This is a genomic window from Nodosilinea sp. E11 (assembly GCF_032813545.1).
Lineage (GTDB): Bacteria > Cyanobacteriota > Cyanobacteriia > Phormidesmidales > Phormidesmidaceae > Nodosilinea.
This window is the reverse complement of record NZ_CP136520.1, coordinates 3,429,326-3,454,895: the sequence shown is the minus strand read 5'-3', so window position 1 is coordinate 3,454,895 and position 25,570 is coordinate 3,429,326. Positions and strand designations below refer to the sequence as shown.

The following is a 25,570-nucleotide window of genomic DNA, read 5'->3' as shown; positions in this document are numbered from 1 at the left end:
AAAAGATGAGTGTAGAACCGCATCGCCTTAACCTATTTTTTGCCCCAAATCGCTGTCTTAATCAACACCCACCAAGGGCAGAGTATCTCATTTATCTTAGCGTCAGCTGCTGCGATCGCGGTGGCTCGACACCACTGGCCTTGTTTCTTTGCAGAACAAAGCTACTACTCACGCCCGCTCAAATTGGAGAGCAGTTTGTCTAGCTGAAGCGGCAGGCCAGATTTAGCCTGATGTCGATGTTTGACCCAAAAGCCTATAGGGCCAACAATCTACCCATTGGGCGGTAAAATCAACTCTAAAAACCTGTTAATCTACAGCGATGACCAGAAATACAGGTGAGCACGAAGCACAAATGCAGCCTTTGGATCTCCCTTGAGTTTGGTCTGCATTAGGCTAAAGGTTACCCATCCTATGTGGGCACCTAAAGGTCATTTGACGTATCAATCATTTAACGCATCCCTTGAACGGGTAAGCCAAGTATTACCGTCATCGCCAACTCAGCCATTTTTGAGGTTTACTATGCAGTCTCGCCCCCGGCAATCCTCTAGCGACTGGACTAAGGGCTCGAAAGGGCTGGTAAGCTTCTTTGTGCTATTTTTAGCGGTCGGCTTTTTGCTATACCAGCTATTTTCTAGCGTAGTCTTCGCCTTCGATTATTCTACCGGGTCAGGCGTTCGCAGCCTGGCAGCGGCACTGTTTCCCCTCACCGTTTTGGTCTATCTAGGGTTTATTGCCCGGCTTCAGGTGCCCACTCGAGAAAGCCGGGCTCCCATTATCAACAGCTTTGTCATTTTTCTATTTTGGACGATGCTGGTATTGGGCATCGATCTAAACAATCAGACCGCCTATTTCCCGATCGAAGAGCTACTTTACTCGTTTACGCTAGCTTCCATGCTATGGCGATACAAGTACCGAGGCTCCTTTAAAGCGCTGCTGGCCTGCTGCTATGGGGTCTTAGCAGGTGCTTTAGCCGCAATCATCATATTTTGAGGGTTGCAGGTACTCGGTACCGGCTTCTACGCGCAGTCAGCCGACTGGGGCCTAGAGCATTAGCCCTATAGAATCTTTGGCACCCTGAAGAAATCGTCTTCGCGATCGGGGGCACAGTTGAGCATGGTGTCGCGATCGCCAAAGCTTTCTAGGCGATCGGTGCGGGTAATGTTGTTGAGTTCAATGGCGCGGGTGGTGGGTTCTACAGCGTCGGTGTCGAGTTCTTTAAGCTGCTCAACGTAGTCGAGAATACCGCTGAGCTGACCGGTGAACTGGTCTTCTTCTTCGGTGGACAGTTCTAGGCGGGCCAGAAGCGCAACTTTGCGGACCTGTTCGAGATCAATCATGGGAAAGGAGTTTAGAAAGGAGAACTGAGGTTTGGTGGATCAGGAGATGAAATGCGGTAATTCCAAACCCACCGTTAGCGGGGTGAGGGAAGCTCGGCAAAAGTTAGGCTTACCAGGCGAGGGAGAGGTGGTGGGCAGTGCCCACCCTACGGGCCGTGCTCTGGAAGTTTTGCCTAGAAGAAAATGTCATTCTTCATGCGGCCCGTGTTCTTCATCCAGTTTTGGGCTTCGATGTAGTTGTTGGGCGCGATCGTGATCGCCTCTAGCCAGTAGCGGGCGGCTTCGTCAAAGAAATTTTCGGCGGCGTCGGTGTCACCGCTAGCTTCGGCCTGTTCGCCCTTGTAGTGATAAATTACCGCAATGTTGTTGAGTGCTTGGCACAGGCGGGGGTTGAGTTCGAGGGCTTCCTGGTACTTCTCTAGGGCAATTTCGTGCTCACCGTTGCTGGCGTGGATTAGACCCATGTTGTAGAGAATGAAGCTCTTGTCGTAGGGCTCTTCTTCGAGGATGAGGGCTTCGCGGTAGTTTTCCATCGCCTCGGCATATTCCCCATCGGCCTGGGCCGACATGCCATCACGGTAGTAGGCAAAGGCCTCTTTCTCGCTCTTTTTGGCAGGCATCATCTTTAAGATCATGTCAGCCATTACGGTGAAGGACTTGTCGATGAAGTTGTCGTTGCGTTGGGTTCTTGGCATGGGTAGCGGCGCGCAAATGAGGGACGATAACGCTTACCTAACCCGGTAGCAGGGGGTTGTTGCCCCAATGTAACCCCAGGGTTTAGGCTAGACCAGATACATTCCTAAGCCTAGCAAACCCTGGGAGTTTAGTGGCATCAGAGTCTGAAGCAGCACCAGGGACGGGGAGTTTTGGGTAGAACAGTTATAGCCATAATCACCGGGTTAGGACATCCAGAACCCTAAGAACGTTTGACCTGCACCCATGGATTTATCTCTACTACTGGCGATCGCGCTGATTATTGCTCTAGTGGTCTGGCTCAGACGTCGCCAGCCCCAACTGAAGAGCAGTCGTCACCGCCCCAAGTCTCCAGCCTCGGCCACGGTTGCGCCGTCGCGGCCCGTACGGAGTCGTACTGAGCGCCAGCTCCTGCGCTTGGTTGGCGGCAACCGCGCCGTTGCCGAACGCTTAGTCGAGCAGGTGCAGTTGCGTAACCCCCACCACAGCGAGCAGTGGTGCTGGGAAAAGGCGATCTACGATATTCAGCGCGATCGCCATAGTTCTTGATTTTTTCTATTGCTTGGCCTAGTGCCTGGCCTAATTTCTATGGTTGTTCGCGTAGCTGATGCGGGTGCCTGCCCAGTTCAGCTTGTTGCGCAGGGTGCCATAGTAGGAATAATCTTGCCGCAGAATGATGAACTTGGCCATCGCGTCGGCCATCCGCACATCGACCCGCTGCCCTGGCCAAATGGCCGTACCCATCACCCCATCGGTCCACAGCTTGGTCGTCAGATCGGGGTCGGCCAGGGGCCAGACGCTGACGACTGACCCCGGCGGCAGCACAATGGGGCGACTCGACAGACTGAGGGGGCAAATAGGCGTGACCACGATCGCATCCATGCCAGGATGAATGATTGGCCCCCCAGCGGCCACGGTGTAGCCGGTAGAGCCCGTAGGGGTGCTAATCAGCAGGCCATCGCCCTGATACTGATCGACCACTTCGCCGTCAATCTCCATTTCGAGCATGGAGGTGATCATGCGATCGGGGGAGGCGGGCTTGATCGCCATCTCGTTGAGGGCCAGGTATACCTCGCTCAGGGGTTCTAAATTGGTGCGGTTGCCTGCATAGATGCAAGCCTGGAGCATCATGCGCCGCTGGACGGCAAAGCGATCGCTCAGCAGCCGTTCCCACACCGCCTCTGTGTCATCCATCGCCTCAGAGCTTTCGGTCAAAAAGCCCAAATGGCCGCCAATATTGACCGCCAAAATCGGGATATTTTCTGCGGCCAAATTGCGCGCTGCTGTCAGAGCGGTGCCATCTCCCCCAAACACAATTGCCAGGTTAATGGGCTGGCTAACCGAAGCCAAAAATACCGGATAGGGATTGTCTTTCGGCCCACTGGGGCCGCGCAGCACCTTTCCGCCTAGGCTTTCAATCTGCTTAGCGCACTTCTCGGCCCACTGCTGGCTCAGCCGATTGCCAGCCTTATGGACAATAATCACTTGATCAAGTTGCACAACAGCCCGCCAATGCTAAGGGCACCCTACGTATTGTAAAACGGGTTTTGCGCTTACCACTTCAGCAGGTTGAACTGCTCCATATCAACGGTGTCTCGGTTGCGGTAAATCGAGAGCACGATCGCTAGCCCCACCGCGGCTTCGGCGGCGGCGATACTAATTACAAACACGGCAAACACCTGGCCATTAATACCTACCGGATCGAGGTAGTTAGAAAATGCCATCAAATTCAGGTTGACCGCGTTGAGCATCAGCTCAATGGACATCAGCACTCGAATCACGTTGCGGCTGGTGACTAGGCCATAAATGCCAATACAGAACAGGGCGGCAGCGGTCAGCAGAAAATACTCAAGTTGCATAGCTGAAGAACAATCCGTTTTGATCTTGACTAGTTTCGGGCTGAGTCTCGGGCTTAAAATAGCGATCGCAAAGTTAGCCAATGCCCCATCGACGTAGCTTAAACCCACAATGCAGGTTCAGGGGCTAACTAGCTCTCCGTGTCAGGAGATGCGATCGACGACACCAGTTCACGGGGCCGTTCAGGTAGCTGTAAGGCTTCAGACTCAGGCGATCCAGGGGCAACGTCGGGGATAAATTCGCGCCGAGCCAGCACGATCGCACCAATCAGGGCAATCAATAGCAGCACCGAAGCCAGCTCAAAGGGCAGCAGGTAATCGGTGAAGAAGTGAATGCCGATTGTCACGGTCGCCATATCGCCAGTTGGCACCTCGGTTGAGATCGCCCAGGGTGTATTTAATGTGGAGATAGTGAGTAAGGCAAACAAGCCAGCACAGACCGCCCCAGTGGCGACCTTGCCAACCCAGGCCTGCTTCACGGCCACAAACGGCTGCTCCTTATTGACCAGCATGATACCGAATAGGATCAGCACACTGACTGCACCCACGTACACCAGCACCTGAGCCGCCGCCACGAAGCCAGCGTTGAGCAAAATGTATAGGCCCGACATGCTGGTAAACACACCTCCCAGCAAAAACGCTGAGTAGACAATGTTATCTAGCAACACCACGCCCAGAGCACCCCCCAGCGTCATCGCGGTCAGTATGCCAAAGGCAACGAGTTGTACCCCTTCCGCTAGCGTCACAATCCTGAACTCCTGATAAAAAATCGAGCTATTGCAGCAGTGGTTTTAGCTTAGGCGAATGTACCACGGAACTTCCCCTGGCGCATTCTTCCCGCGGTGCATCCGGTGCCTCAGTCGGCTTTGGTGGCATCGCCCTTCGCTTCGAGTTTGGCCTCAGCGGTTTCCTTGGCCTTGGCTGCTTCTAAAATCTCCTGAGGCATTTGCCCAGCCCGCCGCGCGTTGGGGGGCAAATCGTGGGGATCCATTACACCCTTAGGCAGGTAGGCCAACTCTCGCATGGGAGTCACCATCGGATCTTGGGTGACCTTGTAGGGCAAACGACCGAGGGCCACGTTGTCGTAGTTGAGTTCGTGGCGATCGTAGCTGGCTAGCTCATACTCTTCGGTCATGGAAAGGCAGTTGGTGGGGCAATACTCGACGCAGTTGCCGCAAAAAATGCATACTCCAAAGTCAATGCTGTAGTGCTTAAGATCTTTTTTCTTTGTAGCTTTGTCAAATTCCCAGTCAACCACCGGTAGGTTGATTGGGCACACCCGTACGCAAACCTCACAGGCAATACACTTATCAAACTCAAAGTGAATCCGCCCTCGAAACCGCTCAGAGGGAATTAGCTTCTCGTAGGGATACTGCACCGTGACCGGGCGGCGGCTCATGTGGTCGAAGGTAACAGACAGCCCCTGGCCGATGTATTTGGCCGCCTGTAAGCTTTCTTTGGCGTAGTCGCTGACTTGTTTGAGAAAACCCAGCATGGGGGGGTGACCTCCAGAGTTTTACAGGTGATTGAGTGGGGTAGTGCTAGTCATCCCTACCTATAGGGTAAGGCAGTGGCTCGGGGCTAGCCACCAAAGGCCATGGGAAAGGTGAGCTTGAGCGCTGCCGTCAGCAGCAGGTTCACCAGAGAAACCGGCAGCAAAAACTTCCAGCCAAAGTCGAGCAGCTGGTCAATGCGAACGCGGGGCACGGTCCACCGCAGCAGCACGGCAATAAAGACCAGGGCATAGGCCTTAAACAAGGTCATCATGATGCCTAAGGAGGCGGTAATCACCTGGAGCCAGGGAGTGGTTTCGCTCACCCCAATCAGACTAGCTAACCAGCTAACCGAAACCGGCGATTCCCAACCGCCCAGGTAAAGGATGGAGACGATCAGCGCCGACAGCACCAGGTTGACGTAGGAACCCACATAAAACAGGCCAAACTTCATGCCGGTATATTCGGTCTGGTAGCCCGCCACCAGCTCTTCTTCGGCCTCGGGGAGGTCAAAGGGCAAACGCTCGCACTCCGCCAGGGCCGCGATCCAGAAGATCAAGAACCCAGCCGGTTGCCGCCAGATGTTCCAGCCCAGGATGCCGTAGCCCGACTGCTGGTTGACAATGTCGATGGTGCTCAGGCTATTGGACATTAGCACCACCGCTAATACCGCCAGGGCCATGGGAATTTCGTAGCTGATGGACTGGGCCGCCGCTCGCAACCCTCCCAGTAGGGAGTACTTATTGTTGGAGGAATAGCCCGACATCAATAGGCCAATGGGGGCGATGCTGGAGAGGGCAATCCAGAGGAAGATGCCCACGCCGATGTCGGTAATCACCAGATTTTGGCCAAAGGGCACAATGAGGTAGGACAAAAAGACCGGAATCACCACGATCGCAGGCCCCAGGGTAAACAGAATGGGGTCGGCCTTGGCGGGGGTAATGTCTTCTTTAAAAATCAGCTTGATGCCGTCGGCGGCGGCCTGGAGGGTGCCCAGGGGACCGGCAAATTCTGGCCCAATCCGCTGCTGAGCGGCGGCAGAAATCTTGCGTTCTAGCCATACCGTCACAAAGATACTTACCGTGGCCCCAACCAGAATGACCACCATGGGCAGAGGTAGCCACAGGGCTTTAGCCGCTCCAGCGGGTAACCCCAGATCAACTAGGGTATTGACGAAGCTACCCTGTAGGTCAATTCCTTGATTCATGGGCCAGTCCTTAGCAACGGTACGATTGACTCTAACGAGGAAAAAACAGTTTTTTAGATTCTACCGTCATCTCTCCCCATCCACCGGGGCGAAGGCCGGGGATTCATAGGAAGTTTCGGTAAGAAGTATTGAAGGGGCGTAGGGGCTCGGCACATTCTATGCCATTGTCTCCCTGCTCAGGTCGCCAGATTAGAGTAACCTCTGAGCATCTCTACTTGCCGCTGGCCAGATGCCCCTGACTCTTGCGTTTTTCGTCGCTCTACTTCCGCTGCTAACGGTTTTTTTGCTGCTGGTGGTAGCTCGCCGCCCGGCCAGTCAAGCCATGCCAGGGGCGCTGGTGGTAACGGCACTGGCGGCAGGTCTGGCCTGGCGGGTGCCGGTGAACTATATCGCGGCGTCGCTGGTGCAGGGGGTGGCGATCGCGGCCGAAATTCTCTTCATTGTGTTTGGGGCAATTTTACTGCTCAACGTGCTGCAAGCCTCCGGGGCGATCGCGGTGATTCGTCAGAGTTTGCTGGCGCTGTCGCCCGATCGCCGGGTGCAGATGATCGTGATTGCCTGGCTGTTTGGCAGCTTTATCGAAGGGGCCTCGGGGTTTGGCACTCCGGCGGTGATCTGTGTGCCGCTGCTGGTAGCGGTGGGGTTCCCGGCGATGGCGGCGGTGATGGCCGCGCTGATTATTCAGAGTACCCCCTCGACCTTTGGAGCAGTGGGCACCCCCCTAGTGTTTGGCATGGAGGCGGGGCTGGGCGGGGCCACAGCGGTAGAGGCCGCCCTATCGGCCCAAAACCTAAGCCTGATGGAGTTTATTGCCCAGGTGGGTAGCCGGGCTGCGCTGCTCCATGCGGCGATCGGCACCTTTGTGCCGCTGCTGCTGGTGGTGATCATTACCCGCACTTTTGGTGAGGGCCAGGCCAGGGCTGAGGGTCCACGCCTGTGGAAGTTTGCCCTGGTGGCAGGATTGGCCTTTACGGTACCCTACGCCTTGACGGCCATCTTTTTAGGCCCAGAGTTCCCCTCGATGATCGGTGGGCTGGTGGGGCTGGCCATTGTCGTCACGATCATTCGCCAAGGCTGGCTGCAACCTGAGCAGCCATGGCAGTTCCCGGCTGAAGAGACTTGGCCCGAGACGTGGTCAGGAACCGTGATGCCATCGCTCACTCCGCCACCAGCGGGAATGACGGTGTTCAAAGCCTGGCTGCCCTACGTCTTCCTCGGGGTGCTGCTGGTGCTGTCACGCCTGACGCAGCTGCCGCTCAAGGGCTGGCTTCAGGGCCTACGGGCGGCGTGGACTGGCATGTTTGGCACCACCATCACGGTGGCCTCGACGCCGCTCTACCTCCCCGCCACCATGTTTTTGCTCGTGGTGGCCATCACCTACGTTCTGCACCAGATGAAACCCAGTGATCTGGGCCGGGCCGTGGGGCGATCGCTGCCGATTCTGCAAAAAACCACGCTTGCCCTGGGGGCAGCGGTGCTGATGGCGCGGGTCTTTATTAACTCCGACGTCAACAGTGCTGGTCTGCCCAGCATGCCCTTGGCCCTAGCCGAAGGCATGTCGGCCCTAGCTGGGGGCACCTGGCCGCTGTTTGCCGCTGTGGTGGGCTTGGTAGGGGCTTTTGTGGCGGGCAGCGTCACCGTCAGCAACATGATGTTCTCGCTATTTCAGTTTGGGGTCGCCGAGAATATTGGCGCGCCGCCGTCGCTAATTTTGGCCTTGCAAACCGTGGGGGCCTCAGCGGGCAACGTGATTTGCGTCTCTAATGTGGTGGCAGCAGCGGCCACGGTGGGATTGCTGGGGCGCGAGGGGCTGCTAGTGCGCCAGCTCTTGCCGGTGGTGATCTATTACCTAGGCCTAGCGGGACTCATGGGCATCGTCTGGGCCACAGTTGGGGGATGAGAGGGGGAGGACATCCAGAAACCTTAGAAACGTTCAACCGTTTTTAGGGAAAATGTCTGAACCAGGCTGGCTACAGCTATATCAGGTGTCAAGTTTAAGGGGTGGCCTGAAACCTGACACATTGAATCTGATTACCAGCCAAACAAAAGCCCCCCGACGCAAGCGCCAGAGGGGCAGGAGTTCCTGAAAATCGTCACTGAATCAATAATCTGTGCTGAGGGAGAGAGTGCCCAGGGGGGTCTGACCCATCAGGTGGCTCCCTAAGAAGGCAAAGACACAGAGAAACCCTGTTTGTCCCAAATTTGGGGGCGGTTAGACAGGTCTACATAGCTCTGGCTACGAGGACCAGTGTAGATCTGGGTAGGGCGGAAGATGCGGTTTTCGCCTAGCTGCTCTTTCCAGTGGGCTAGCCAGCCAGCCACCCGGGCGATCGCAAAGATCGGCGTAAACAAATCGGTGGGAATACCCAGCTTTCGGTAAACCAGCCCCGAGTAAAAGTCAACGTTGGGGTAAATGCCCCTAGATCCCAGCTTCTCAGAGACCACCTGCTCCATCTCTAGGGCGATCGCGTAGTACTCGTCCTGGCCAAACTTTTCAAATAACTGCTCCGCCAGCCCCTGCAAAATGGTAGCGCGAGGGTCTTTGACCTTGTAGACCCGGTGGCCAAAGCCCATAATCTTGGACTTCTCGGCAATACAGCGCTCCACATAGGGGCGCACATTCTCGACTGAGCCAATCTGCTCCAGCATCTCGATCACCTCTTCGTTGGCCCCGCCGTGCAGTGGCCCCGCCAGGGTGCCTACCGCCGAGGCGACCACCGCATAGGGGTCAGTCAAGGTCGAGGCCGTCACCATGGCCGAAAAGGTCGAGGCGTTGATGGTGTGCTCGGCGTGCAGCGTCAGGCAAATGTCAAAAATACGGGCCGCCAGCGGGTCGGGCTCGCGCTCGTTGAGCATGTAGAGAAAGTTGGCAGCGTAGTCGAGGTCATCTCGGGGCTGCACGGGGTCGTTGCCCTTACGCATGAGCTGAAACGCCGCCACCATGGTGGGAATTTTGGCCAGTAGCCGCACCACCGCCTGTTGAATGTAGACCGGATTGTCTAACGCCCGGCGCGAGTAAAACAAACCCAGGGCAGCCGCACAGGCTTGCAAAGCATCCATCGGATGGCCACTTTCGGGAAAGCACTTCATCATGTCGCGGATGCGGTACTTGAGGCGACGGTGGTAGCGAATTTCGTACTCAAAAGCCTCTAGTTCGGGTTTAGAAGGTAGCCCGCCCCAAATCAGCAGATAGGCTGTCTCTAAGAAGGTACCGCGCTGGGCCAGCTCCTCAATGGGAATACCGCGATACTCCAATATTCCAGCCTGGCCATCCACAAAGCTAATGCTCGATTGGGTGGCTGGTACACCCTCTAAACCAGGTCTGTACTCACATACGGTCATATAATTCGCTCCCGTTCGCTGACCTATGATTCCAAGGGGGATGAACGCCCCGCCGTCATCAACGCTACCAAATCATCTGATCAACCTTAGCCCTGCTGTCAACTCAGGCCTGTGAACTGTAGCCCCTGCCCAGCTAATTTGGCTACCACCAAGACAGTCATTATAGGTCTGTAACCGTTCCTGATAGGGAGGGTGAAGCATCACAGCCGTGGCGCTCACTGAGGCAAGGTGGACAGCGGGTCGTCGCTACCGGCCTAGGCTACCTCTACCACTCGCCCGGTGGCTGCCGATCGCTGGGCGGCAGTGGCCACCTGCAAGGTATACAGGCTGGCGGCAGGATGGCAGTAGAGTGCTTGCCCGGTGAGTAAGTGGTCGATGACCTGGGCAGTATCGGTGGCAAATAGGCCCCGGCGCGATCCTACCTCAATGGGATGAGTCCCGTCAGCATCGCTGAGGGTGCCCTGGTCGCCCTCAAAGCAGAGATGGCCTTGGTTGCCCGTCACCTCTAGGCGGCGGCTAGTGGCCCAGACATCGGCTCCCTTGCCGTAGACAACCTCGGCGATCAGGCCGGTGGCAAAGGTGAGCTGAGCGGTGCACAGGCAGGTGGTGTAGTAGGGAATGGCGTCTGGGCCGGTATAAAAGCCTGCGTAGTGGTTTTGGCAGTAGACCCGAGCCACGGGGCCAAAGCAGTCGATCAGCCGATGTAGCCGCGACAGTGCCCCCACCAGAGGAAAGCCAAATAGATCGGGGCAGTAGGTCCACTTTGGGGGGGCAGGCCGATTGGGGGCCAAGGTGCAGTAGCGGGCGTAGTAGGGTTGCCCCACGGCTTGTAGATGGGTCTTGAGGGCGCGGTGGGTGCCGCCCAGCAACTCAATGTGCTCGATATGGAGCAGCCGTTGCTTGGTCTCAGCCAGGGACAGCAGGGGCTGGGCCGCCTCGCTACTCAGGGCCAGGGGATACTCGACCACGACGTGGCGATCGCAGTGGAGGGCCGCCGCCGCTACAGTGTCGTGGTCGCGGTTGATGTGGCAAACCATGACGAGATCGAGATCGTGGTAGTCGACCAGGTCTTGCCAAGTTTTGAGGGCCACAGCCCCATACTGCTGGGCAAAGACCTCGGTGTCGGCGGCGCTATGCCCGGCAACGGCGACCAAGCGCGCTCCGGTTATAGTCTGTAGTGCTTCGGCCCGCAGGCGAGCCACAAACCCAGTGCCCACGATGCCTACTCGCACCTGCTCACCCGCTATCCTGCCCTCAGCCATTACCCCAGTACTCCCTTGCTGCGATCGCATCCTACCTTTTTCTCCGTTGGGGGGATGGTCGCGATTGGCTTTCTCTGAAATGCTGTAGGCAGTCTACCCCCGGTTCTATGCCTGCTTTTCTGCACCCCTTTGCAGCCCCCTTTGTACCCCCCTGGTTTTTGCAGAACGGTCTAGCCATGACCCTTTACACCTCCCTGGTGGCTAACCGGTCTTGGCAGCGGGGCTTTACCCTAGGGCCGATCACCTACCAAGACCATATTTTCAAAGGGTATGGGGAGGTGCCGATCTTTGGCCGCTGGGCAGTCCCTGACCGAGCTAAAGGCACCATCATCGCCACCTACGGCATTACTGGCAGCCTCGACGACCAATGGCAGCTAGAAATTCTCAGCCGCAAGGCCTATCACCGAGGCTACGGCATTGTGGTGTTTGACTGGCGCGCCCATGGCAAAACGGGTGAGCTGTCGCCCACCCTCACCTCGGACGGCATCTACGAAGGACACGATTACGTGGCCCTGGCCGCCCAGGCTAAAGCGCTGGGCTGTGCGCCGCCCTTTTGGTTCATGGGGTATTCCCTCAGTGGGCAGCTAGCGCTGTGGGGGGCCAAGGCCGCTATGCAGCGATCGCCAGAAATCGGTCTCGAGCCGGGAGAGGTGGGCGGGGTAGCGGTGGTGTGCCCCAGCCTTGACTCCAACCGATCGCTGAAGTATCTAACCCAGGGGCCGTTGAGAAGCCAGCTTGAAAAGGCGATCTCACGAGAACTCAAGCGCCTCGCCCAGCGGTTATACCAGGCCCACCCCGCTCACTTTGACCTAGCTGCCATCGATCGCGCCAATAACATTTGGGGCTTTGACCACGAATTGGTGATCGCTCGCTTAGGGTTTGCCTCAGTCGAAGACTACTACGCCGCCAGCAGTCCCCTGCCATTCATGGCCGACTTGACCATTCCTACCCTGATTCTCTACGCCGCCGATGACCCCATGTTTAGCCCAGAGATCATCCCCGACCTCCAAAACATTGACGCGGCCAATCCAACCCTCGATCTAGTGTTGACCAACCACGGTGGCCACGTGGGCTACTACAGCAGCAGCGCTGGTCAACGCCAAGCCGGAGACAGTGATCCGTGGTGGGCGTGGAACCGAGCGCTGGACTGGGTGGAGAGGGTAGGTGGGTCAACGCAAACGAAGACGTAGGGGCATTGCCTGCAATGCCCCTAGCAGGGACCCCGCTAGAACAGACGCAGGATCAGGGGATAGCGAAAGACGGTGTTGGGCTTCGTGAGGCTGTGAATGATGCCAAAGATCGGCATGATGAAGTTGACAATGCCCAACACAAACAGCAGGGGAATACCCACCAGCAGCCAGACCAAGATGCCAGCGGCGGTCCACCAGAACCACATGTTTAAGTGAAAGTTGATCGCCTCTTTGGCACTGTCTTTGATCACGGTATCTTCAGAGATCAGCAGAATGGCGATCGGCACGCCGATGGACAGCACCAAAGCATTGAGAAAAATTGAGGCGTGGCTAACAGCGGAGAGAAGTTTACGGGTACCGGTGTCTTCAGTCGATTGCATGGTCGGTCTCCTAAATGAGTTGTAGTGAATGAGTTGTAGTGGTTGTCGTTGGGAACAGTCGTTGGGTCAGGGAAAAGAACGGCCTTAGCCCAGCTTTCTAGGCCTTTCTGGATAGACCAGGCTCTCTCCGCAAGGTGGTAGGACGGCGCTAGTCAGCTTGCTCCCGGAGTTCGGCGGTTTTGACTTGCAGGGTGAGGGGGCGATCGCCCCGCTGAATTTTTAGCTCAATGGCGTCGCCGATTTTAGTGTTTTCAACCTTGACCTGGAGATTGTCGGCACTGCGAATTGAAGTGCCATTGACCTGCAAAATCACGTCGCCCCGGCGCAGACCGGCGTCGGCAGCGGGGGTACCCTCCAGCACGCGGATGACCAACACACCATCGACCTCCGGCAGGACCAGCCCAGAGTTGATATCGGCATTGTTGCGCCTGGCTTGCTCGGGGGTGAGGTTGGCAATCTGCACACCAATGTAGGGGTGAGCTACCGTTTCGCCCCGCGCCAGCGTGTCTTTAATTTCCTTCGCCTTATTGATTGGAATGGCAAAGCCAATGCCCATGGCGTCAGCGCGAATGGCGGTGTTGATGCCGATCACTTCGCCCCGCTGGTTCACCAGTGGCCCGCCAGAATTACCGGGGTTAATGGCAGCATCGGTCTGGATGAACTCTAGGCGCTTGCCGGGAATGCCCACGGAACTGCTGGTGCGCTTGAGGGTGCTGACAATGCCCAGGGTGACGGTGTTGTCGAGGCCCAAGGGGTTGCCCACGGCGATCGCCCAATCGCCTACGACGACCTGGTCTGAGTCACCTAGGGTCGCCACCGGCAGCAAATCGTCCTCACCGTCGTCGATTTTGACCACGGCCAGATCGGTGACTTCGTCTACCCCTTCGACGATCGCATCAAAGCTGCGGCCATCTTTGAGAGTGACTACCACCCGATCGGCTCCGTTGATTACGTGGGCGTTGGTGAGAATGTTGCCGGTGTTGTCAATGATGAACCCTGACCCCTGACCCCGCAGCAGTTCTTCCTGGGGTTGGCGAGGCATGCCGCCAAAGAAATCGCGCAAGAAGGGATCCTCGTAGAAGGGATCGCGAGTCTGGCGAGTAATGGTTTTCTCGGTGTCGATACGCACCACCGCTGGGCCAACTTCTCGCACCGCTGCCGCGACGAAGCTTTCGCTGCCAATGGCTGCTGTGGCCGGAGTTTGGGCATAGGCGGGGGGTGCGATCGCCCCAACCAGCATCATGACCGCCGCTAGCACCGTAACCAGCAACTGCTTCAGGGGTATCCAAAGTCCTTTTTTCAAGGGAGCAAGCCTCCTAAACACAATTTTGACGCGCAACAGCAAGGGGGTAGTTTCCCATTGATTAATCAAAATTGTTTCACAAGTGCCTGCTCAGCGGGGGAGGGGGATACCGAACTTCTGAGTGGGCAGGGCCGAAGGATAACGGATAGCGGCGAGGTTCTCACCCATGACGGCGTGAGAACCTACCTTACGACAGGGGCAGGGCTTGGCGTAATTTGCTACGCTTTGGGCGCTGCCAACCACAGGTACGATGACTGCTAACTACATCATGGCCCTGGACCTGGGCACCACCGGCAACCGGGCGATTGTGTTTGATCGGAAGGGTGACATCGCTGGCCAAGCCTACCGGGAGCTAACTCAGTACTATCCACAGCCGGGCTGGGTTGAGCATAACGCCCGTGAAATTTGGGAAGAAATCGAGTGGGCCATGGGCGCAGCGATTGCTAAGGCTGGTCTGAAGCCGACGGATATTGCGGCTCTAGGTCTCACGGTGCAGCGTGAAACTTGCCTGCTGTGGGACAGCAGCACCGGGCGGCCCCTTTCTAACGCCATTGTCTGGCAAGATCGTCGCACTGCGCCTCTGTGCAATCAGCTGCGCGAAGCGGGTAAAGCGGGCGAAATTTACAATCGCACCGGCCTGGTGCTCGACGCCTATTTTTCGGCGACCAAGCTGGCCTGGCTGCTAGAGCAGGCCAAAAAAGAAGCCGATCCCCCGGTAGACTTTGACCAAGTGCTGGCGGGCACCGTTGATAGCTGGGTACTGTGGAATCTGACTGGGCGGCAGGTGCATGCCACCGATCACAGCAGTGCCAGTCGTACCATGCTGCTAAATATTTCCAGCGGTCAGTGGGATGACACACTGCTAGATCTGTTCGGCATTCCGCCCCACATCATGCCGACGATCAAGCCCAGTATTGGGATTTTTGGCCACACCGACAAGTCTATTTTGGGTACTGAAATTCCGATCGCGGCGATTTTTGGCGACCAGCAGGCAGCCCTCTACGGCCACGGCTGCGATCGCCCTGGCCTGCTCAAATGCACCTACGGCACGGGCGCATTTTTGGTGTCTCACACTGGCGATGACGTAGTGCGATCGCAGAACCACCTGCTCTCCACCGTGGCCTGGTCGAAGGCTACAGACAATGCTAAACGGCCTCACATTGGCTATGCGATCGAAGGCAGTATGTTTACCGCCGGAGCCTGCATTCAGTGGCTGCGCGACGGGTTGCAAGTGATCTCTAGCGCTGCCGAAACCGAGATTTTGGCCCAAAAGGCCGTCGACAACAACGGCGTCTACTTTGTGCCCGCCCTCAGCGGTCTCGGTGCCCCCCACTGGGATATGAGCGCTCGGGGCGCGTTTTTTGGGCTGACTGGCGGGGCCCAACGCGAACACCTGGTGCGGGCGGTTTTAGAGGCGATCGCCTATGAAGTCAAAGAAGTGGTCGATGCCGTCAACCAAGACGCCGGTACCCCCATCCGCCAGCTCAAGGTTGATGGCGGCGCTTGTAACAATGACTTCCTCATGCAGTTTCAGGCCGATGTGCTGGGCATTCCGGTCGAGCGGCCCCAGGTGCTCGATGTCACCGCCCAGGGAGCTGCCTTTGCCGCCGGGCTGGCGGTGGGCTTCTGGCATGACTACCGCACCCTGGTAGAAAGCCGCCCGATCGATCGCGTGTTTGAACCCGGTATTGGTCAAGCCGAAGCCCAGGACAACTTTGCCATGTGGACGAAAGCTGTGGATCGAGCTAAAAACTGGGTCGAGTAGGGCCATTTCACCATGGCATACACTAGGGGATAGTTTTCCAACGGGTGGGCACTATCCCCTCCCACATCCCATTCCTTAACCCGTTATCTTCCCCATGAAGATTCTGCTCGTTGATGATGAAGTAGAACTGGCCGACCCGCTCAGTCGCCTGCTCAGCCGTGAGGGCTACGAGGTGGATGTGTCTACTGATGGGGAGTCGGGCTGCAAGCTAGCCAGCCAGGGCGGCTACGATCTGCTGATTCTCGACTGGATGCTGCCGGGGCTGAGCGGGCTAGAGATTTGTCGCCAGGTGCGATCGCGCCAAGACACCACCCCCGTGCTGTTTCTCACCGCCAAAGACACCCTCAACGATCGCGTCGATGGTCTCGATGCCGGAGCCGACGATTACTTAGTCAAACCCTTCGAGCTGCGCGAACTGCTGGCGCGGGTGCGGGCGCTGCTGCGGCGATCGCCCAACCTAGATTCTCCTCCTCCAGCCCGGTTCACCTACGCAGACCTCACCCTCGACGAAGCTAACCAGCTTGCCCATCGCCAGGGGCAACCCGCCGAACTCTCCGAAAAAGAAACCCGTCTGCTGGCCTACCTGCTGCGCCACGCCAACCAAGTGCTCACCCACGAGCAGATCTACCAAGGCGTCTGGGATGACCAAGACGCCCCCAGCAGCAACGTCGTCGCGGCCCAAATACGCCTGCTGCGCCGCAAGATCGAACCCAAGGGCACTCCGCCGATCATCCACACGGTCTACGGCAAAGGCTATCGGCTGGGGGGATAGGGGGACGGGCCAGGAGTTCGGGTACAGGGTTTCGGGTTCCAGGTATTGGGATCCCCTCCTGGGAGGGGCAGGGGTGGATTAATCGGGTCCAAGGTTTCAGATTTCGGATCGAGTTGTCACCTTGCTCCTAAAACCTGACACATGCCCCCTTGCCCCAATCAAAACCTCGACCCCGGCTGCCGCAAAAACTCTGCCTCTGCTGCCGTGGTTGCGCGGCCTAAGATCTCGTTGCGGTGGGGAAATCGCCCGAACCGCTGAATTACTTGCTGGTGCCGCAGAGCATAGTCGAGGATGGAAGCAAATTCGGGGTGGGCACTGTGTAGCGATCGCGCCAGCGCTACACTGCGTTCCTGATCCGCCAGCGCTTCGCTGTGCTCTAGAGGCAGGTAAAAGAATATGCGCTCCACCGGTAAAACCTGCTGATCGTAGCCTTGGGCCAGGGCAAAATAGGCTGTTTTTAGAGCTGCGCCATCGCTGGCAAAGCTCCGCCTGTCCCCGCGAAATAAATTGCGGGGCCATTGATCGAGCAACAGCACCAGGGCCAGACAGGCGCGGGGTTGGTTGCGCCAGTCGTTCAGTGCGCCTGCCGCCGCCTGCTCATACTCTGGCAAAAACAGCTGCCGCATGGTGGCATCAAAGGCCGGGTCTTTCTTAAACCACACCGATCGCTGCTGGCCGTACTCTCCAGAGGCATCGGCTGGGTCGCCAAACCAAAAACGTAAAATTGCCTCGGCCTGTGGTGAAATGTGTTCCGTTGCCATTGCAGAGGTCTCCCTAGATCTGGCCCAGCCCTGTCCCCATCCGATTGTTAACCACCAGCTAACTCAACACCAACGGATCCAAGGCATAATCCTCCCAATCTTGGTGCGATCGCTCCGAAATATAGGGCGTCAACACAAACTGAGGCACCGGATCGGGGGTGACATCAATGCGCACAAACGAGTAGGGTCGCCGCCGCTTGGCTTTGTGCCCCGTCAAGCCAATATACAGCTGCGATTTGGCTACTAGCTTAAACTCCATTTTGCCATCGGCATTGGCCCCTAGGGGTTCATAGAGCATGGTGCCTTCGGGGCGCTGCCGCCGCAGACTCAGCCCGCTGCCGCCGCAGACTACGCAGTTCATGTGGCTATCGGCGTAACCCGTCGCCTCGGTCTTGATGTATTCAAAACAGTGGGCATGGCCGTTGAGCACCAGGTTAACGGGCGGGCGGTGGGTACCAATTTCGGGTACGGCAGCAGCCACCTGGTCGAGCACCCAGCGCAGGTTCTGGCGAATCGCCATAGTCTGGCCCTGGTCCCACTTGGTGGCTTCCGTCACGTAGGGGGGATGGTGGAAAAAGAGTATGCGCCCCCGCACCGAGGAGTCTTGCCAAGAGGCAATTAGGGCATCCCGCAGCCACAGCAGTTGCTCTGTATCGACCAGGGCGGTGGGGCCGGGGTGAATCTGCTTTTCAATATCGAGCAGCATTTCCTCCAGTTGCTCACGCTTGGCCTGGAGGTCGTCTAAGCGCTCTTGGGCGTGGGGGTCGGTGCTTTGCAGATGCAAGGCTTCTTCCCTCACCTGCTGCTGCTGCTGTTGAATAGCGGCCCGCTGAGCGGCCAGCCGCTGCCGATGGGTCGGATTCATCGCCTGTTGGGGCGACAGAACCGGGTCGTTAAAGGTACTGGAGTCGAGGGCAAAAAAATCAATGCCGCCATAGCGGAAGGTGTAGTACCGGTTGGGCAAGCGGGTAAACTGCCCCGGCTGGTAGCGCAACCCCAGGCTTTTTTCATTCCAGGGGCCGTAGTGGCGATCGAGGTGATCGGCCAGCCGGTCGGCGGGCATGCCTTTCAAATAGTCTAAGAAAGCCCGCGCATAGGCATCGCCCACCCCAGAGCCGCGCCAGCCTACGTTGGGGTTGAGGGTGAGCCTTAGCAGTTGGCGCACGGGTCGGCTCACCTGCACCAAGAGGCTATATAGCCTAGGTAGGTTGTAGTAGTCGTGGTTGCCTGGCACCGCCAAAAACGGAAACCGAAACAGCATCTCATCAAAGGCGACTTGATCGGGGCGATCGCCCCCCACGAGCCATTCTTGATAGGGGTGAATAAAGTTCTCGGGGTACTGCTCGCTAGAGCCTACCTGATACACCACATCGCCGGTATGTAGCAAAAATCGGCAGTCTTGCAGATGGGGCACCATTTGCTCGGCAATGCGCCGCTGGGGATGATGGTCGGGGTGCGGCCCAGAGCCACTGTCGCCAATCACCAAAAACGAAAACGCCGCATCATCGCTGTGACCGTCTTCGAGAATCAGGCGGGTCTGGTCAATGCGACGCTCCATGAAAACTGGATGCTGCCAACAGACACGCTCCTTCATCTTGGCAACTTTGGTCAAAATGGGCGGGTCAAGAATGGAAGCCATGGGTCTAGGGATGAAGTTGCGCGGCGGCTGAAGACTGGCCAAAGCAAAAGGCCTAAACTCAGGGTAATCTGAGTTCTCTAAAATTGCCGAACTGCCTAGGGGGCCAGACGACGACCAAACAGGCTTCTGCCCCCGTTGCTATCACCTGCCCCAACAGCATCACGGCAATCTGTTGGGTTGCACTGCGCTACCGTTGACTACGCTATGGTTGTGTTTCTGCCCGCCCCAGTTTGCTATGCCCCTGAACTCGATCAATAGCGTGATTCATCACCTAGAGCAGCAGCCCCGTTGGCGGGGGCGGGGGGAATATCGTCGGGTGCTTAACAGCTGGTCTGCCGTGGTGGGGGAAGGGGTGGCCCGCCAGGCGGCTCCGGTACGCCTCGATCAAGACGTGCTCTACGTGGCCGTGGCCAACCCGATGTGGGCACAAACCCTCACCCTAGAGAGATTGAGGATTCTCGCCAAACTCAACGATCGCCTCCAGCTCCAACTCCAAGACATTCGCTTCTCTAGCGGCGACTGGTATAAACACAACAAAGCTGGTACCTCTGCTAAAGCGGCTGTTTCAGCCCTGCCAGAGGTACCAGAGTGGCTGCGGCAACATCCCTGTTTTGAGCCTCGGGCCATTCCGCGATCGCCCCAGCGCCCCCAAACAGCCACAGAAAGTTTTGAGCGCTGGGCTAGCCTGACTCAGCAACTCGCAGCCCAGCAACCCCTCTGTCCTCAGTGTCAGTGCCCCTGCCCCCTGGGCGAACTCAAGCGCTGGGGCCGCTGTAGCATTTGCGCCGTGCACGGACTCAAAGGTCCAGTGGGTCGCCATTCTGTATGACCGGGCTAGCCCCAAACACCTGGCCAAAGCAGGCAATCATCACAGGCCGCACCACTGCCACCGTTACCCCTGGGCAAAACTGGGCCAGGCTGCCCACCGATTTATCGGCAATACCGCAGGGCACAATGGGCTGAAACCCCGCTAAGTCAGGGCAAACATTGAGCGCAAAGCCGTGCATCGTCACCCAGCGGCTGACTTTAATCCCAATTGCCGCTAGCTTGCGATCGCCTACCCATACCCCCGTCAGCCCCGGCTGGCGGCTGGCAACTACCCCAAACCTAGCGAGCGTTTGAATCAGCACCTCTTCGAGCTGGCGTAGGTACCAGTGCAGGTCACTCTGGTACCGCTTTAGGTCAAGAATTGGGTAGCCCACCAGTTGGCCGGGGCAATGGTGGGTGACTTCACCACCCCGCTCAGTGCGAAACAGAGGGTAGGGCAACGCCGCCTCGGGCTGCCTGAGGTAATCCAGCGTTGAGCCCTGGCCGAGAGTATAGACACCGGGGTGCTCGACTAGCAGCAGGCGATCGGGCTGGGGCTGCTCGCGGTGGCGCTGCACTAAGTCCTTTTGCAACCTCCAGACGTCTACAAAGGGTCTGAGCCCCAGGTCGTAAACATCGCAGGAAATCGTTGCTCCCTTGTGGTTTTGCGCCATGCTTGTCAACCGTAAATCATCGAGAATGGCTGATTTCTTCGGGGATTTGCAATCAAGAATTATCAACCCATGCAAAGGATTCTAACGGACCCTGTTGTGCAGAATACAAGGTGTTAGGGTGAAACCATGAGCCGACGTATCAAGGAGTCCGCTTTATGAAGCTGGTAATCCATGGCAGAAATATTGAGATCACAGACGCGATTCGGGAGCATGTAGAACAAAAAATCCTCAAGGCGGTGAGCCACTTCAAGCACCTAACCAACGAGGTTGACGTCCATCTATCCGTAGCCAAAAACCCTAGAATTGAGGCTAGCCAATCTGCTGAGGTCACCCTGTTTGTAGACGGTGCCGTTGTCAGAGCCCAAGAGAGCAACGAAAACCTCTACGCCAGCATCGACCTAGTGGCCGATAAAATCAGCCGCCAGCTGCGCAAGTTCAAAGAAAAGCGCAACACTCGTATGCAGGGCAACCTAGGTAAAACCACCGAAGCCTATCTCAACGAAGCGCCAGCAACCGATGTCTCTCGCGTGCTCAGCACCAGTGAGCCTCAGCTGCCGGAGGAGGTGATTCGGACCAAGTACTTCGCCATGGCCCCCATGACCGTGACCGAAGCCCTAGAGCAGCTCAGCGTAATTGACCACGATTTCTACATGTTTCTCAATGCAGAAACCCATGAAATGAACGTGATCTATGAGCGCAACCACGGCGGTTATGGGCTAATTCAGCCCCGCAAAGCCAACTCAAATGGCCACCTCAACGGCAACAGCACAGCCAAGCACTCCGCTGAGGCCGCTGCCCACAGCTAGGCTTGCCTAACTAAAGACCCGGCTTCTTCCTAGAGCACAGAATCATCTGTGTATCTCCTGAAGAAGCCGGGTCTTTGCGTTAATGGCGCTTAGCGCGGATTATTCACGCGAGTAGGCGCTAAAAGGTGTCATGCGCGCGGAGGCGGGAACCCAGTCGGGAGCAGGTTGCTTCGCGTAGATACCCGTTTTCACGGGAATGACGGGCCTTGCCTTAGCGTTATGAATAATGCAGGTTAGCTGGCGGAGGCTGCTGACAGCAGAGGCTCTACGCCGCCTTGGGCATCGAGGGCGAACAGATCATCGCAACCACCGACGTGGTGATCGTTAATAAAGATTTGCGGCAGCGATCGCCGTCCGTTAGCCCGCTGAGACATTTCGCTGCGGGCCACCTCGTCCCCGTCAATGCAGTATTCAGTGTAGTCAATCTCTTTTTGATCGAGTAGCCGCTTAGCCCGAATACAGAAGGGACAGCTACTCCAGGTGTAGATTTCGACGGTGGGGTTCATGGCACGCCTCCAAGGCAATGTTTCAGTTTCTTTACATTATCTTAGCCTTTCATGCTGGAGAGGGGTAAGGGTCGCAGGTTTGAGGTTCACAACGTTAGGTAGTCATGATCCCCAGCACCTGACACCTGACCCCTACCCACTCCCCTTCAGCGCGTGGGCGATCGCATCCACCACCCGCGACACTTCCACAATCTCCAGCCCATCGACCTTAACCGACTGACCCTTGGGCACGATCGCCCGCTTAAAGCCCAGCTTGGCTGCTTCCTTTAGCCGTAGCTCTAGCTGAGAGATCGGTCGCACCTGGCCGCCCAGGCCCACTTCGCCGATTAGTACCAGCTCTGGGTCTACCAGGCGATCGCGAAAACTGGCCACCACCGAAATCGCAATGCCCAGATCCGCCGCCGGTTCTCCCACCGCTAGCCCCCCCGACGACGCCACGTAGGCATCGAGCTTTGAGAGGGGAATGCCCACCCGCTTCTCCAGCACCGCCAAAATTTGCAGTAGTCGGTTGTACTCCACGCCTGTCGTCGAACGACGGGGCGAACTGTAGCTCGTGGGGCTGACCAGCGATTGCAGCTCCACCACCAGGGGCCGAGTGCCCTCGCAGGCAACGATGGTGGCAATGCCCGGTACCTGCTCGTCGCGGTTGCCCAAAAACAGGGCCGAGGGGTTGCTGATCTCCGCAAGACCGCGATCGACCATTTCAAATACGCCCAGCTCGTGGGTGGCCCCAAACCGGTTTTTGACGGAGCGCAGCAGGCGGTGGCTGGCAAAGCGATCGCCCTCAAAGTACAGCACCGTATCGACCAGGTGCTCCAGCACTTTTGGCCCGGCGATCGCCCCTTCCTTGGTCACGTGCCCCACAATAAACAGCGAAATATTGGATCGCTTCGCCAGCTGCATCAGCGCCGATGTACATTCCCGCACCTGCGAAACCGATCCAGGAGCCGAAGTTAGCGCTGCGTAGTAGAGCGCCTGAATACTATCGATCACGGCTACCGTCGGCTTCAGCGACTCCAGCTCCATCAAAATCGTCTCTAGGTCAATCTCCGGCAGCAAAAACAGCTGAGAATCCACCGCCTCCATACCAGAAGTTTCATAGACCTCCGGATCTTCTGCCGCTTCTTTTTTGACCTTTTGACCTTTACCCTTTGAATTCTCCCCTCTACCCCCTACTTCCTCACTGCCCACCTTCCCCACTGGCCCCAGTCGCTGCCACCGCAGCTTCACCTGCTGCCCCGACTCCTCCGCGCACACGTACAGCACCCGCTGTCGGGCCGCCAGCTGGTTTGCCACCTGCAATAGCAGCGTCGATTTGCCAATGCCGGGGTCGCCCCCCAGCAGCACCAGCGACCCTGGCACAATGCCACCCCCCAACACCCGGTCGAGTTCGCCATAGCCCGAAGGCAAGCGAGCTTGGGGATGGTCCTGAATTTGATTAAGGGTCATGGCCAGGCGCGGCTGGCTGGTTTTTGCGGTTGTCGCTCCGCCCCGGCTGCGCCCCAGGGCTGCCGCCCGAGCGCTCGTCTCCTTCACTGGCTGAGCTTGCTCTACCAAGGCGTTCCAGCTGTTGCACACCGGGCAGCGGCCAAAATACTGAGGTGACTCAGCCCCACATTCGTTGCAGACAAAAATTGAGCGCGATTTAGCCATGTTTTCCCCTGCCCACCATAACTGAGGGCAATAGTTGGCCTTGCAGGCTGGCGGTGACTCCGCAATAAAGCTTAAAAAAGCCTAAAGCGTAGATGTTTCAAGCATGGGGCATGAATCAATACATCAATACACCTAGAATAGACAAGCGTTGTATGTCCTGATTTCAGCAGCGTTTCAGGAGCCGACTCCCGCAGTATCGGTAGCTGTGTAGCGTGCTCAACGCGTTAGCTTTCAAAAGTTAATCATTAAACGTTGCGATTGTTTATAGAATATGACGTTATGTAGGGAGACGTGAGAGCCTTGGAAAATAACAAAGAAAAGATTCTGGTAGTCGATGATGAGGCCAGCATTCGTCGCATTCTTGAAACCCGCCTATCGATGATTGGTTACGACGTTGTTACTGCCGCCGATGGCGAAGAGGCGCTAGAGACCTTTCGCAACGCCGATCCCGACCTGGTGGTACTCGATGTGATGATGCCGAAGCTTGACGGCTACGGTGTCTGCCAAGAGCTACGCAAAGAGTCTGACATCCCTATCATTATGCTCACTGCCCTAGGCGATGTGGCCGATCGCATCACTGGCCTAGAGTTGGGTGCCGACGACTATGTCGTTAAACCTTTCTCCCCCAAAGAGCTAGAGGCCCGCATTCGTTCGGTGCTGCGCCGGGTCGATAAAACTGGCATGACTGGCATCCCCAGTTCTGGGGTCATCTCTGTCAACACTATTCGCATCGACACTAACAAGCGCCAAGTTTATAAAGGCGACGAGCGCATTCGCCTCACGGGCATGGAGTTCAGCCTGCTAGAATTGCTGGTCAGCCGTTCTGGAGAGCCTTTCTCCCGCTCCGAGATTTTGCAAGAAGTTTGGGGCTACACCCCAGAGCGTCACGTCGATACCCGCGTGGTCGATGTTCACATTTCCCGTCTGCGGGCCAAACTCGAAGACGACCCTAGCAACCCCGAACTTATTCTCACCGCTCGGGGTACTGGCTATCTGTTTCAGCGGATAGTGGAACCGGGTGAAGAATAGTCGGTAGGGTAGTCTGCTAGAATTTGCTCAAGTTTTTCAACACAGATTTAGCCGATGGGTTTTAACCGGGCACGCATTGCCATTGACGCGATGGGGGGAGATTTCGCCCCTGGCGAGATTGTTGCAGGTGCCATTCGCGCCAAGGCTGAGCTAGATGTCGATGTAGCCCTAGTCGGCGATATCGACCAAATTAAGGCGTCGACGGCTAGCCCTGAGCAGCTCCAGGGTATCGATCTTGTGCCTGCCGAGGGCAGCATTGAGATGCACGAAGAGCCGCTGAGCGCCCTGCGCAAAAAGCCGCAGGCCTCAATCAACGTAGCGATGGATTTGGTCAAGCGCAACCAGGCCGATGCCGTGGTATCGGCGGGACACTCAGGGGCGGCGATGGCGGCGGCGTTGCTGCGGCTAGGGCGGCTCAAGGGCATTGACCGCCCTGCGATCGGGGCCGTGTTTCCCACCGTAGTGGCCAATAAGTCCGTGCTGATTCTAGATGTGGGGGCCAACGTCGACTGTCGTCCCAAATATCTAGAGCAGTTCGCCATGATGGGCACCATCTACTCTCGCTACGTGCTGGGGGTAGAGCACCCGCGAGTGGGGCTGATCAACATTGGCGAAGAACCCAGCAAAGGCAACGATGCCGCACTGAGAGCACACCAGCTGCTCGAAGAAAACCCCAACATTCCCTTTGCCGGCAATGCCGAGGGGCGAGATATTCTCTCGGGGCAGTTTGATGTCGTGGTGTGCGACGGTTTTGTGGGCAATGTGCTGCTCAAATTTGCCGAAGCGGTGGGCGAGTCGGTGCTGCAAATCTTGCGCGAAGAGCTACCCCAGGGAGTGCGCGGAAAAATTGGAGCCTCAATTTTGAAGCCTAACCTGCGGCGCATCAAGCAACGGGTCGACCACGCGGAACATGGCGGCGGGCTGCTGCTGGGCGTAGCCGGAGTGACGGTCATTAGTCACGGTAGCTCTCAAGCACCGTCGGTGTTTAACGCCATTCGCTTAGCCAAGGAGGCGGTTGACAACCGCGTTCAAGACCGCATTCAGGCGCAGTACCAGCGGGTTGCCATGCCCGCAGCAGACGGAGAATAGCCCGTG

The 25,570-nt window shown here is 57.3% G+C and carries 26 protein-coding genes; 10 read left to right on the top strand and 16 right to left on the bottom strand.

Annotated features, from left to right (window positions below):
• The first annotated feature begins 519 nt into the window (after positions 1–519).
• Entirely contained in the window at positions 520–990 is a 471-nt protein-coding gene (locus tag RRF56_RS17510; RefSeq protein WP_317034445.1) for a hypothetical protein, read from the top strand.
• Between the two features lie 65 nt (positions 991–1,055).
• On the opposite strand, the gene gatC is transcribed toward RRF56_RS17510, so the two are convergent.
• Positions 1,056–1,337, bottom strand: a complete 282-nt coding sequence (gene gatC / locus RRF56_RS17505; RefSeq protein ID WP_317034444.1) for an Asp-tRNA(Asn)/Glu-tRNA(Gln) amidotransferase subunit GatC — start codon at positions 1,335–1,337, stop codon at positions 1,056–1,058.
• A gap of 173 nt (positions 1,338–1,510) precedes the next feature.
• Positions 1,511–2,032: a photosystem I assembly protein Ycf3 gene (locus RRF56_RS17500; RefSeq protein ID WP_317034443.1), complete on the bottom strand. Its 522-nt coding sequence runs from the start codon at positions 2,030–2,032 to the stop codon at positions 1,511–1,513.
• A 244-nt stretch (positions 2,033–2,276) separates the two neighbouring features.
• Between RRF56_RS17500 and RRF56_RS17495 the strand changes: the two genes are divergently transcribed.
• Positions 2,277–2,579, top strand: a complete 303-nt coding sequence (locus RRF56_RS17495; RefSeq protein WP_317034442.1) for a hypothetical protein — start codon at positions 2,277–2,279, stop codon at positions 2,577–2,579.
• A gap of 30 nt (positions 2,580–2,609) precedes the next feature.
• On the opposite strand, the gene RRF56_RS17490 is transcribed toward RRF56_RS17495, so the two are convergent.
• From RRF56_RS17490 to nuoH, 5 genes are all read right to left on the bottom strand, one after another.
• Entirely contained in the window at positions 2,610–3,530 is a 921-nt protein-coding gene (locus RRF56_RS17490) for an NAD(+) kinase (protein ID WP_317034441.1), read from the bottom strand.
• 53 nt (positions 3,531–3,583) lie between these two features.
• Positions 3,584–3,889 carry an NADH-quinone oxidoreductase subunit NuoK gene (gene nuoK, locus RRF56_RS17485; protein ID WP_106870777.1) on the bottom strand — a complete coding sequence of 102 codons (306 nt, stop codon included), beginning with the start codon at positions 3,887–3,889 and terminating at the stop codon, positions 3,584–3,586.
• A 128-nt stretch (positions 3,890–4,017) separates the two neighbouring features.
• On the bottom strand, positions 4,018–4,632 hold the full coding sequence (locus tag RRF56_RS17480) for an NADH-quinone oxidoreductase subunit J (RefSeq protein WP_317034440.1): 615 nt from the start codon (positions 4,630–4,632) through the stop codon (positions 4,018–4,020).
• 110 nt (positions 4,633–4,742) lie between these two features.
• Positions 4,743–5,378, bottom strand: a complete 636-nt coding sequence (ndhI, locus tag RRF56_RS17475; protein ID WP_317038363.1) for an NAD(P)H-quinone oxidoreductase subunit I — start codon at positions 5,376–5,378, stop codon at positions 4,743–4,745.
• An 89-nt stretch (positions 5,379–5,467) separates the two neighbouring features.
• Positions 5,468–6,586 carry an NADH-quinone oxidoreductase subunit NuoH gene (gene nuoH / locus RRF56_RS17470; protein WP_317034439.1) on the bottom strand — a complete coding sequence of 373 codons (1,119 nt, stop codon included), beginning with the start codon at positions 6,584–6,586 and terminating at the stop codon, positions 5,468–5,470.
• A 229-nt stretch (positions 6,587–6,815) separates the two neighbouring features.
• Between nuoH and RRF56_RS17465 the strand changes: the two genes are divergently transcribed.
• On the top strand, positions 6,816–8,486 hold the full coding sequence (locus RRF56_RS17465; protein WP_317034438.1) for an L-lactate permease: 1,671 nt from the start codon (positions 6,816–6,818) through the stop codon (positions 8,484–8,486).
• A 260-nt stretch (positions 8,487–8,746) separates the two neighbouring features.
• On the opposite strand, the gene RRF56_RS17460 is transcribed toward RRF56_RS17465, so the two are convergent.
• Positions 8,747–9,928: a citrate synthase gene (locus RRF56_RS17460; protein ID WP_317034437.1), complete on the bottom strand. Its 1,182-nt coding sequence runs from the start codon at positions 9,926–9,928 to the stop codon at positions 8,747–8,749.
• 254 nt (positions 9,929–10,182) lie between these two features.
• Positions 10,183–11,190, bottom strand: coding sequence for a Gfo/Idh/MocA family oxidoreductase (locus RRF56_RS17455; RefSeq protein ID WP_317034436.1), 1,008 nt, complete (start codon positions 11,188–11,190; stop codon positions 10,183–10,185).
• 107 nt (positions 11,191–11,297) lie between these two features.
• Between RRF56_RS17455 and RRF56_RS17450 the strand changes: the two genes are divergently transcribed.
• A complete protein-coding gene (locus RRF56_RS17450) occupies positions 11,298–12,380 on the top strand; it encodes a YheT family hydrolase (protein ID WP_317034435.1) in 1,083 nt (360 codons plus the stop codon).
• 35 nt (positions 12,381–12,415) lie between these two features.
• Here RRF56_RS17450 and RRF56_RS17445 read toward each other — a convergent pair whose 3' ends face one another.
• Complete coding sequence (locus RRF56_RS17445) at positions 12,416–12,760, bottom strand: DUF4870 domain-containing protein (protein ID WP_317034434.1); 345 nt, start codon at positions 12,758–12,760, stop codon at positions 12,416–12,418.
• Positions 12,761–12,908: 148 nt separating this feature from the next.
• A complete protein-coding gene (locus RRF56_RS17440; RefSeq protein ID WP_410510633.1) occupies positions 12,909–14,003 on the bottom strand; it encodes an HhoA/HhoB/HtrA family serine endopeptidase in 1,095 nt (364 codons plus the stop codon).
• 310 nt (positions 14,004–14,313) lie between these two features.
• Here RRF56_RS17440 and glpK point away from each other — a divergent pair, with 310 nt between their 5' ends.
• Positions 14,314–15,828, top strand: a complete 1,515-nt coding sequence (gene glpK, locus RRF56_RS17435) for a glycerol kinase GlpK (RefSeq protein WP_317034432.1) — start codon at positions 14,314–14,316, stop codon at positions 15,826–15,828.
• 94 nt (positions 15,829–15,922) lie between these two features.
• Positions 15,923–16,600: a two-component system response regulator RppA gene (gene rppA, locus RRF56_RS17430; RefSeq protein ID WP_317034431.1), complete on the top strand. Its 678-nt coding sequence runs from the start codon at positions 15,923–15,925 to the stop codon at positions 16,598–16,600.
• Between the two features lie 158 nt (positions 16,601–16,758).
• Here rppA and RRF56_RS17425 read toward each other — a convergent pair whose 3' ends face one another.
• Positions 16,759–17,361, bottom strand: coding sequence for a DUF924 family protein (locus RRF56_RS17425; RefSeq protein ID WP_317034430.1), 603 nt, complete (start codon positions 17,359–17,361; stop codon positions 16,759–16,761).
• A gap of 58 nt (positions 17,362–17,419) precedes the next feature.
• Positions 17,420–19,000, bottom strand: coding sequence for a metallophosphoesterase family protein (locus tag RRF56_RS17420; protein ID WP_317034429.1), 1,581 nt, complete (start codon positions 18,998–19,000; stop codon positions 17,420–17,422).
• A 235-nt stretch (positions 19,001–19,235) separates the two neighbouring features.
• Between RRF56_RS17420 and RRF56_RS17415 the strand changes: the two genes are divergently transcribed.
• A complete protein-coding gene (locus RRF56_RS17415; protein ID WP_317034428.1) occupies positions 19,236–19,829 on the top strand; it encodes a DUF721 domain-containing protein in 594 nt (197 codons plus the stop codon).
• Here RRF56_RS17415 and lipB read toward each other — a convergent pair.
• Entirely contained in the window at positions 19,798–20,481 is a 684-nt protein-coding gene (gene lipB, locus RRF56_RS17410; protein ID WP_317034427.1) for a lipoyl(octanoyl) transferase LipB, read from the bottom strand. The two genes, RRF56_RS17415 and lipB, sit on opposite strands and share 32 nt — an antisense overlap.
• A gap of 155 nt (positions 20,482–20,636) precedes the next feature.
• On the opposite strand from lipB, the gene hpf reads away from it, so the two are divergent.
• Positions 20,637–21,287, top strand: a complete 651-nt coding sequence (hpf, locus tag RRF56_RS17405; protein ID WP_317034426.1) for a ribosome hibernation-promoting factor, HPF/YfiA family — start codon at positions 20,637–20,639, stop codon at positions 21,285–21,287.
• A 233-nt stretch (positions 21,288–21,520) separates the two neighbouring features.
• On the opposite strand, the gene grxC is transcribed toward hpf, so the two are convergent.
• Together grxC and radA are read right to left on the bottom strand one after the other, a co-directional pair.
• On the bottom strand, positions 21,521–21,793 hold the full coding sequence (grxC, locus tag RRF56_RS17400) for a glutaredoxin 3 (protein ID WP_317034425.1): 273 nt from the start codon (positions 21,791–21,793) through the stop codon (positions 21,521–21,523).
• Between the two features lie 132 nt (positions 21,794–21,925).
• The gene (gene radA / locus RRF56_RS17395; RefSeq protein WP_317034424.1) at positions 21,926–23,446 is read right to left on the bottom strand and encodes a DNA repair protein RadA; all 1,521 of its coding nucleotides are present in this window, start codon (positions 23,444–23,446) and stop codon (positions 21,926–21,928) included.
• Positions 23,447–23,746: 300 nt separating this feature from the next.
• Between radA and rpaB the strand changes: the two genes are divergently transcribed.
• Both rpaB and plsX read left to right on the top strand, forming a co-directional pair.
• The gene (gene rpaB / locus RRF56_RS17390) at positions 23,747–24,475 is read left to right on the top strand and encodes a response regulator transcription factor RpaB (protein WP_317034423.1); all 729 of its coding nucleotides are present in this window, start codon (positions 23,747–23,749) and stop codon (positions 24,473–24,475) included.
• Positions 24,476–24,529: 54 nt separating this feature from the next.
• Positions 24,530–25,564: a phosphate acyltransferase PlsX gene (gene plsX, locus RRF56_RS17385; protein WP_317034422.1), complete on the top strand. Its 1,035-nt coding sequence runs from the start codon at positions 24,530–24,532 to the stop codon at positions 25,562–25,564.
• Positions 25,565–25,570: the final 6 nt, after the last annotated feature.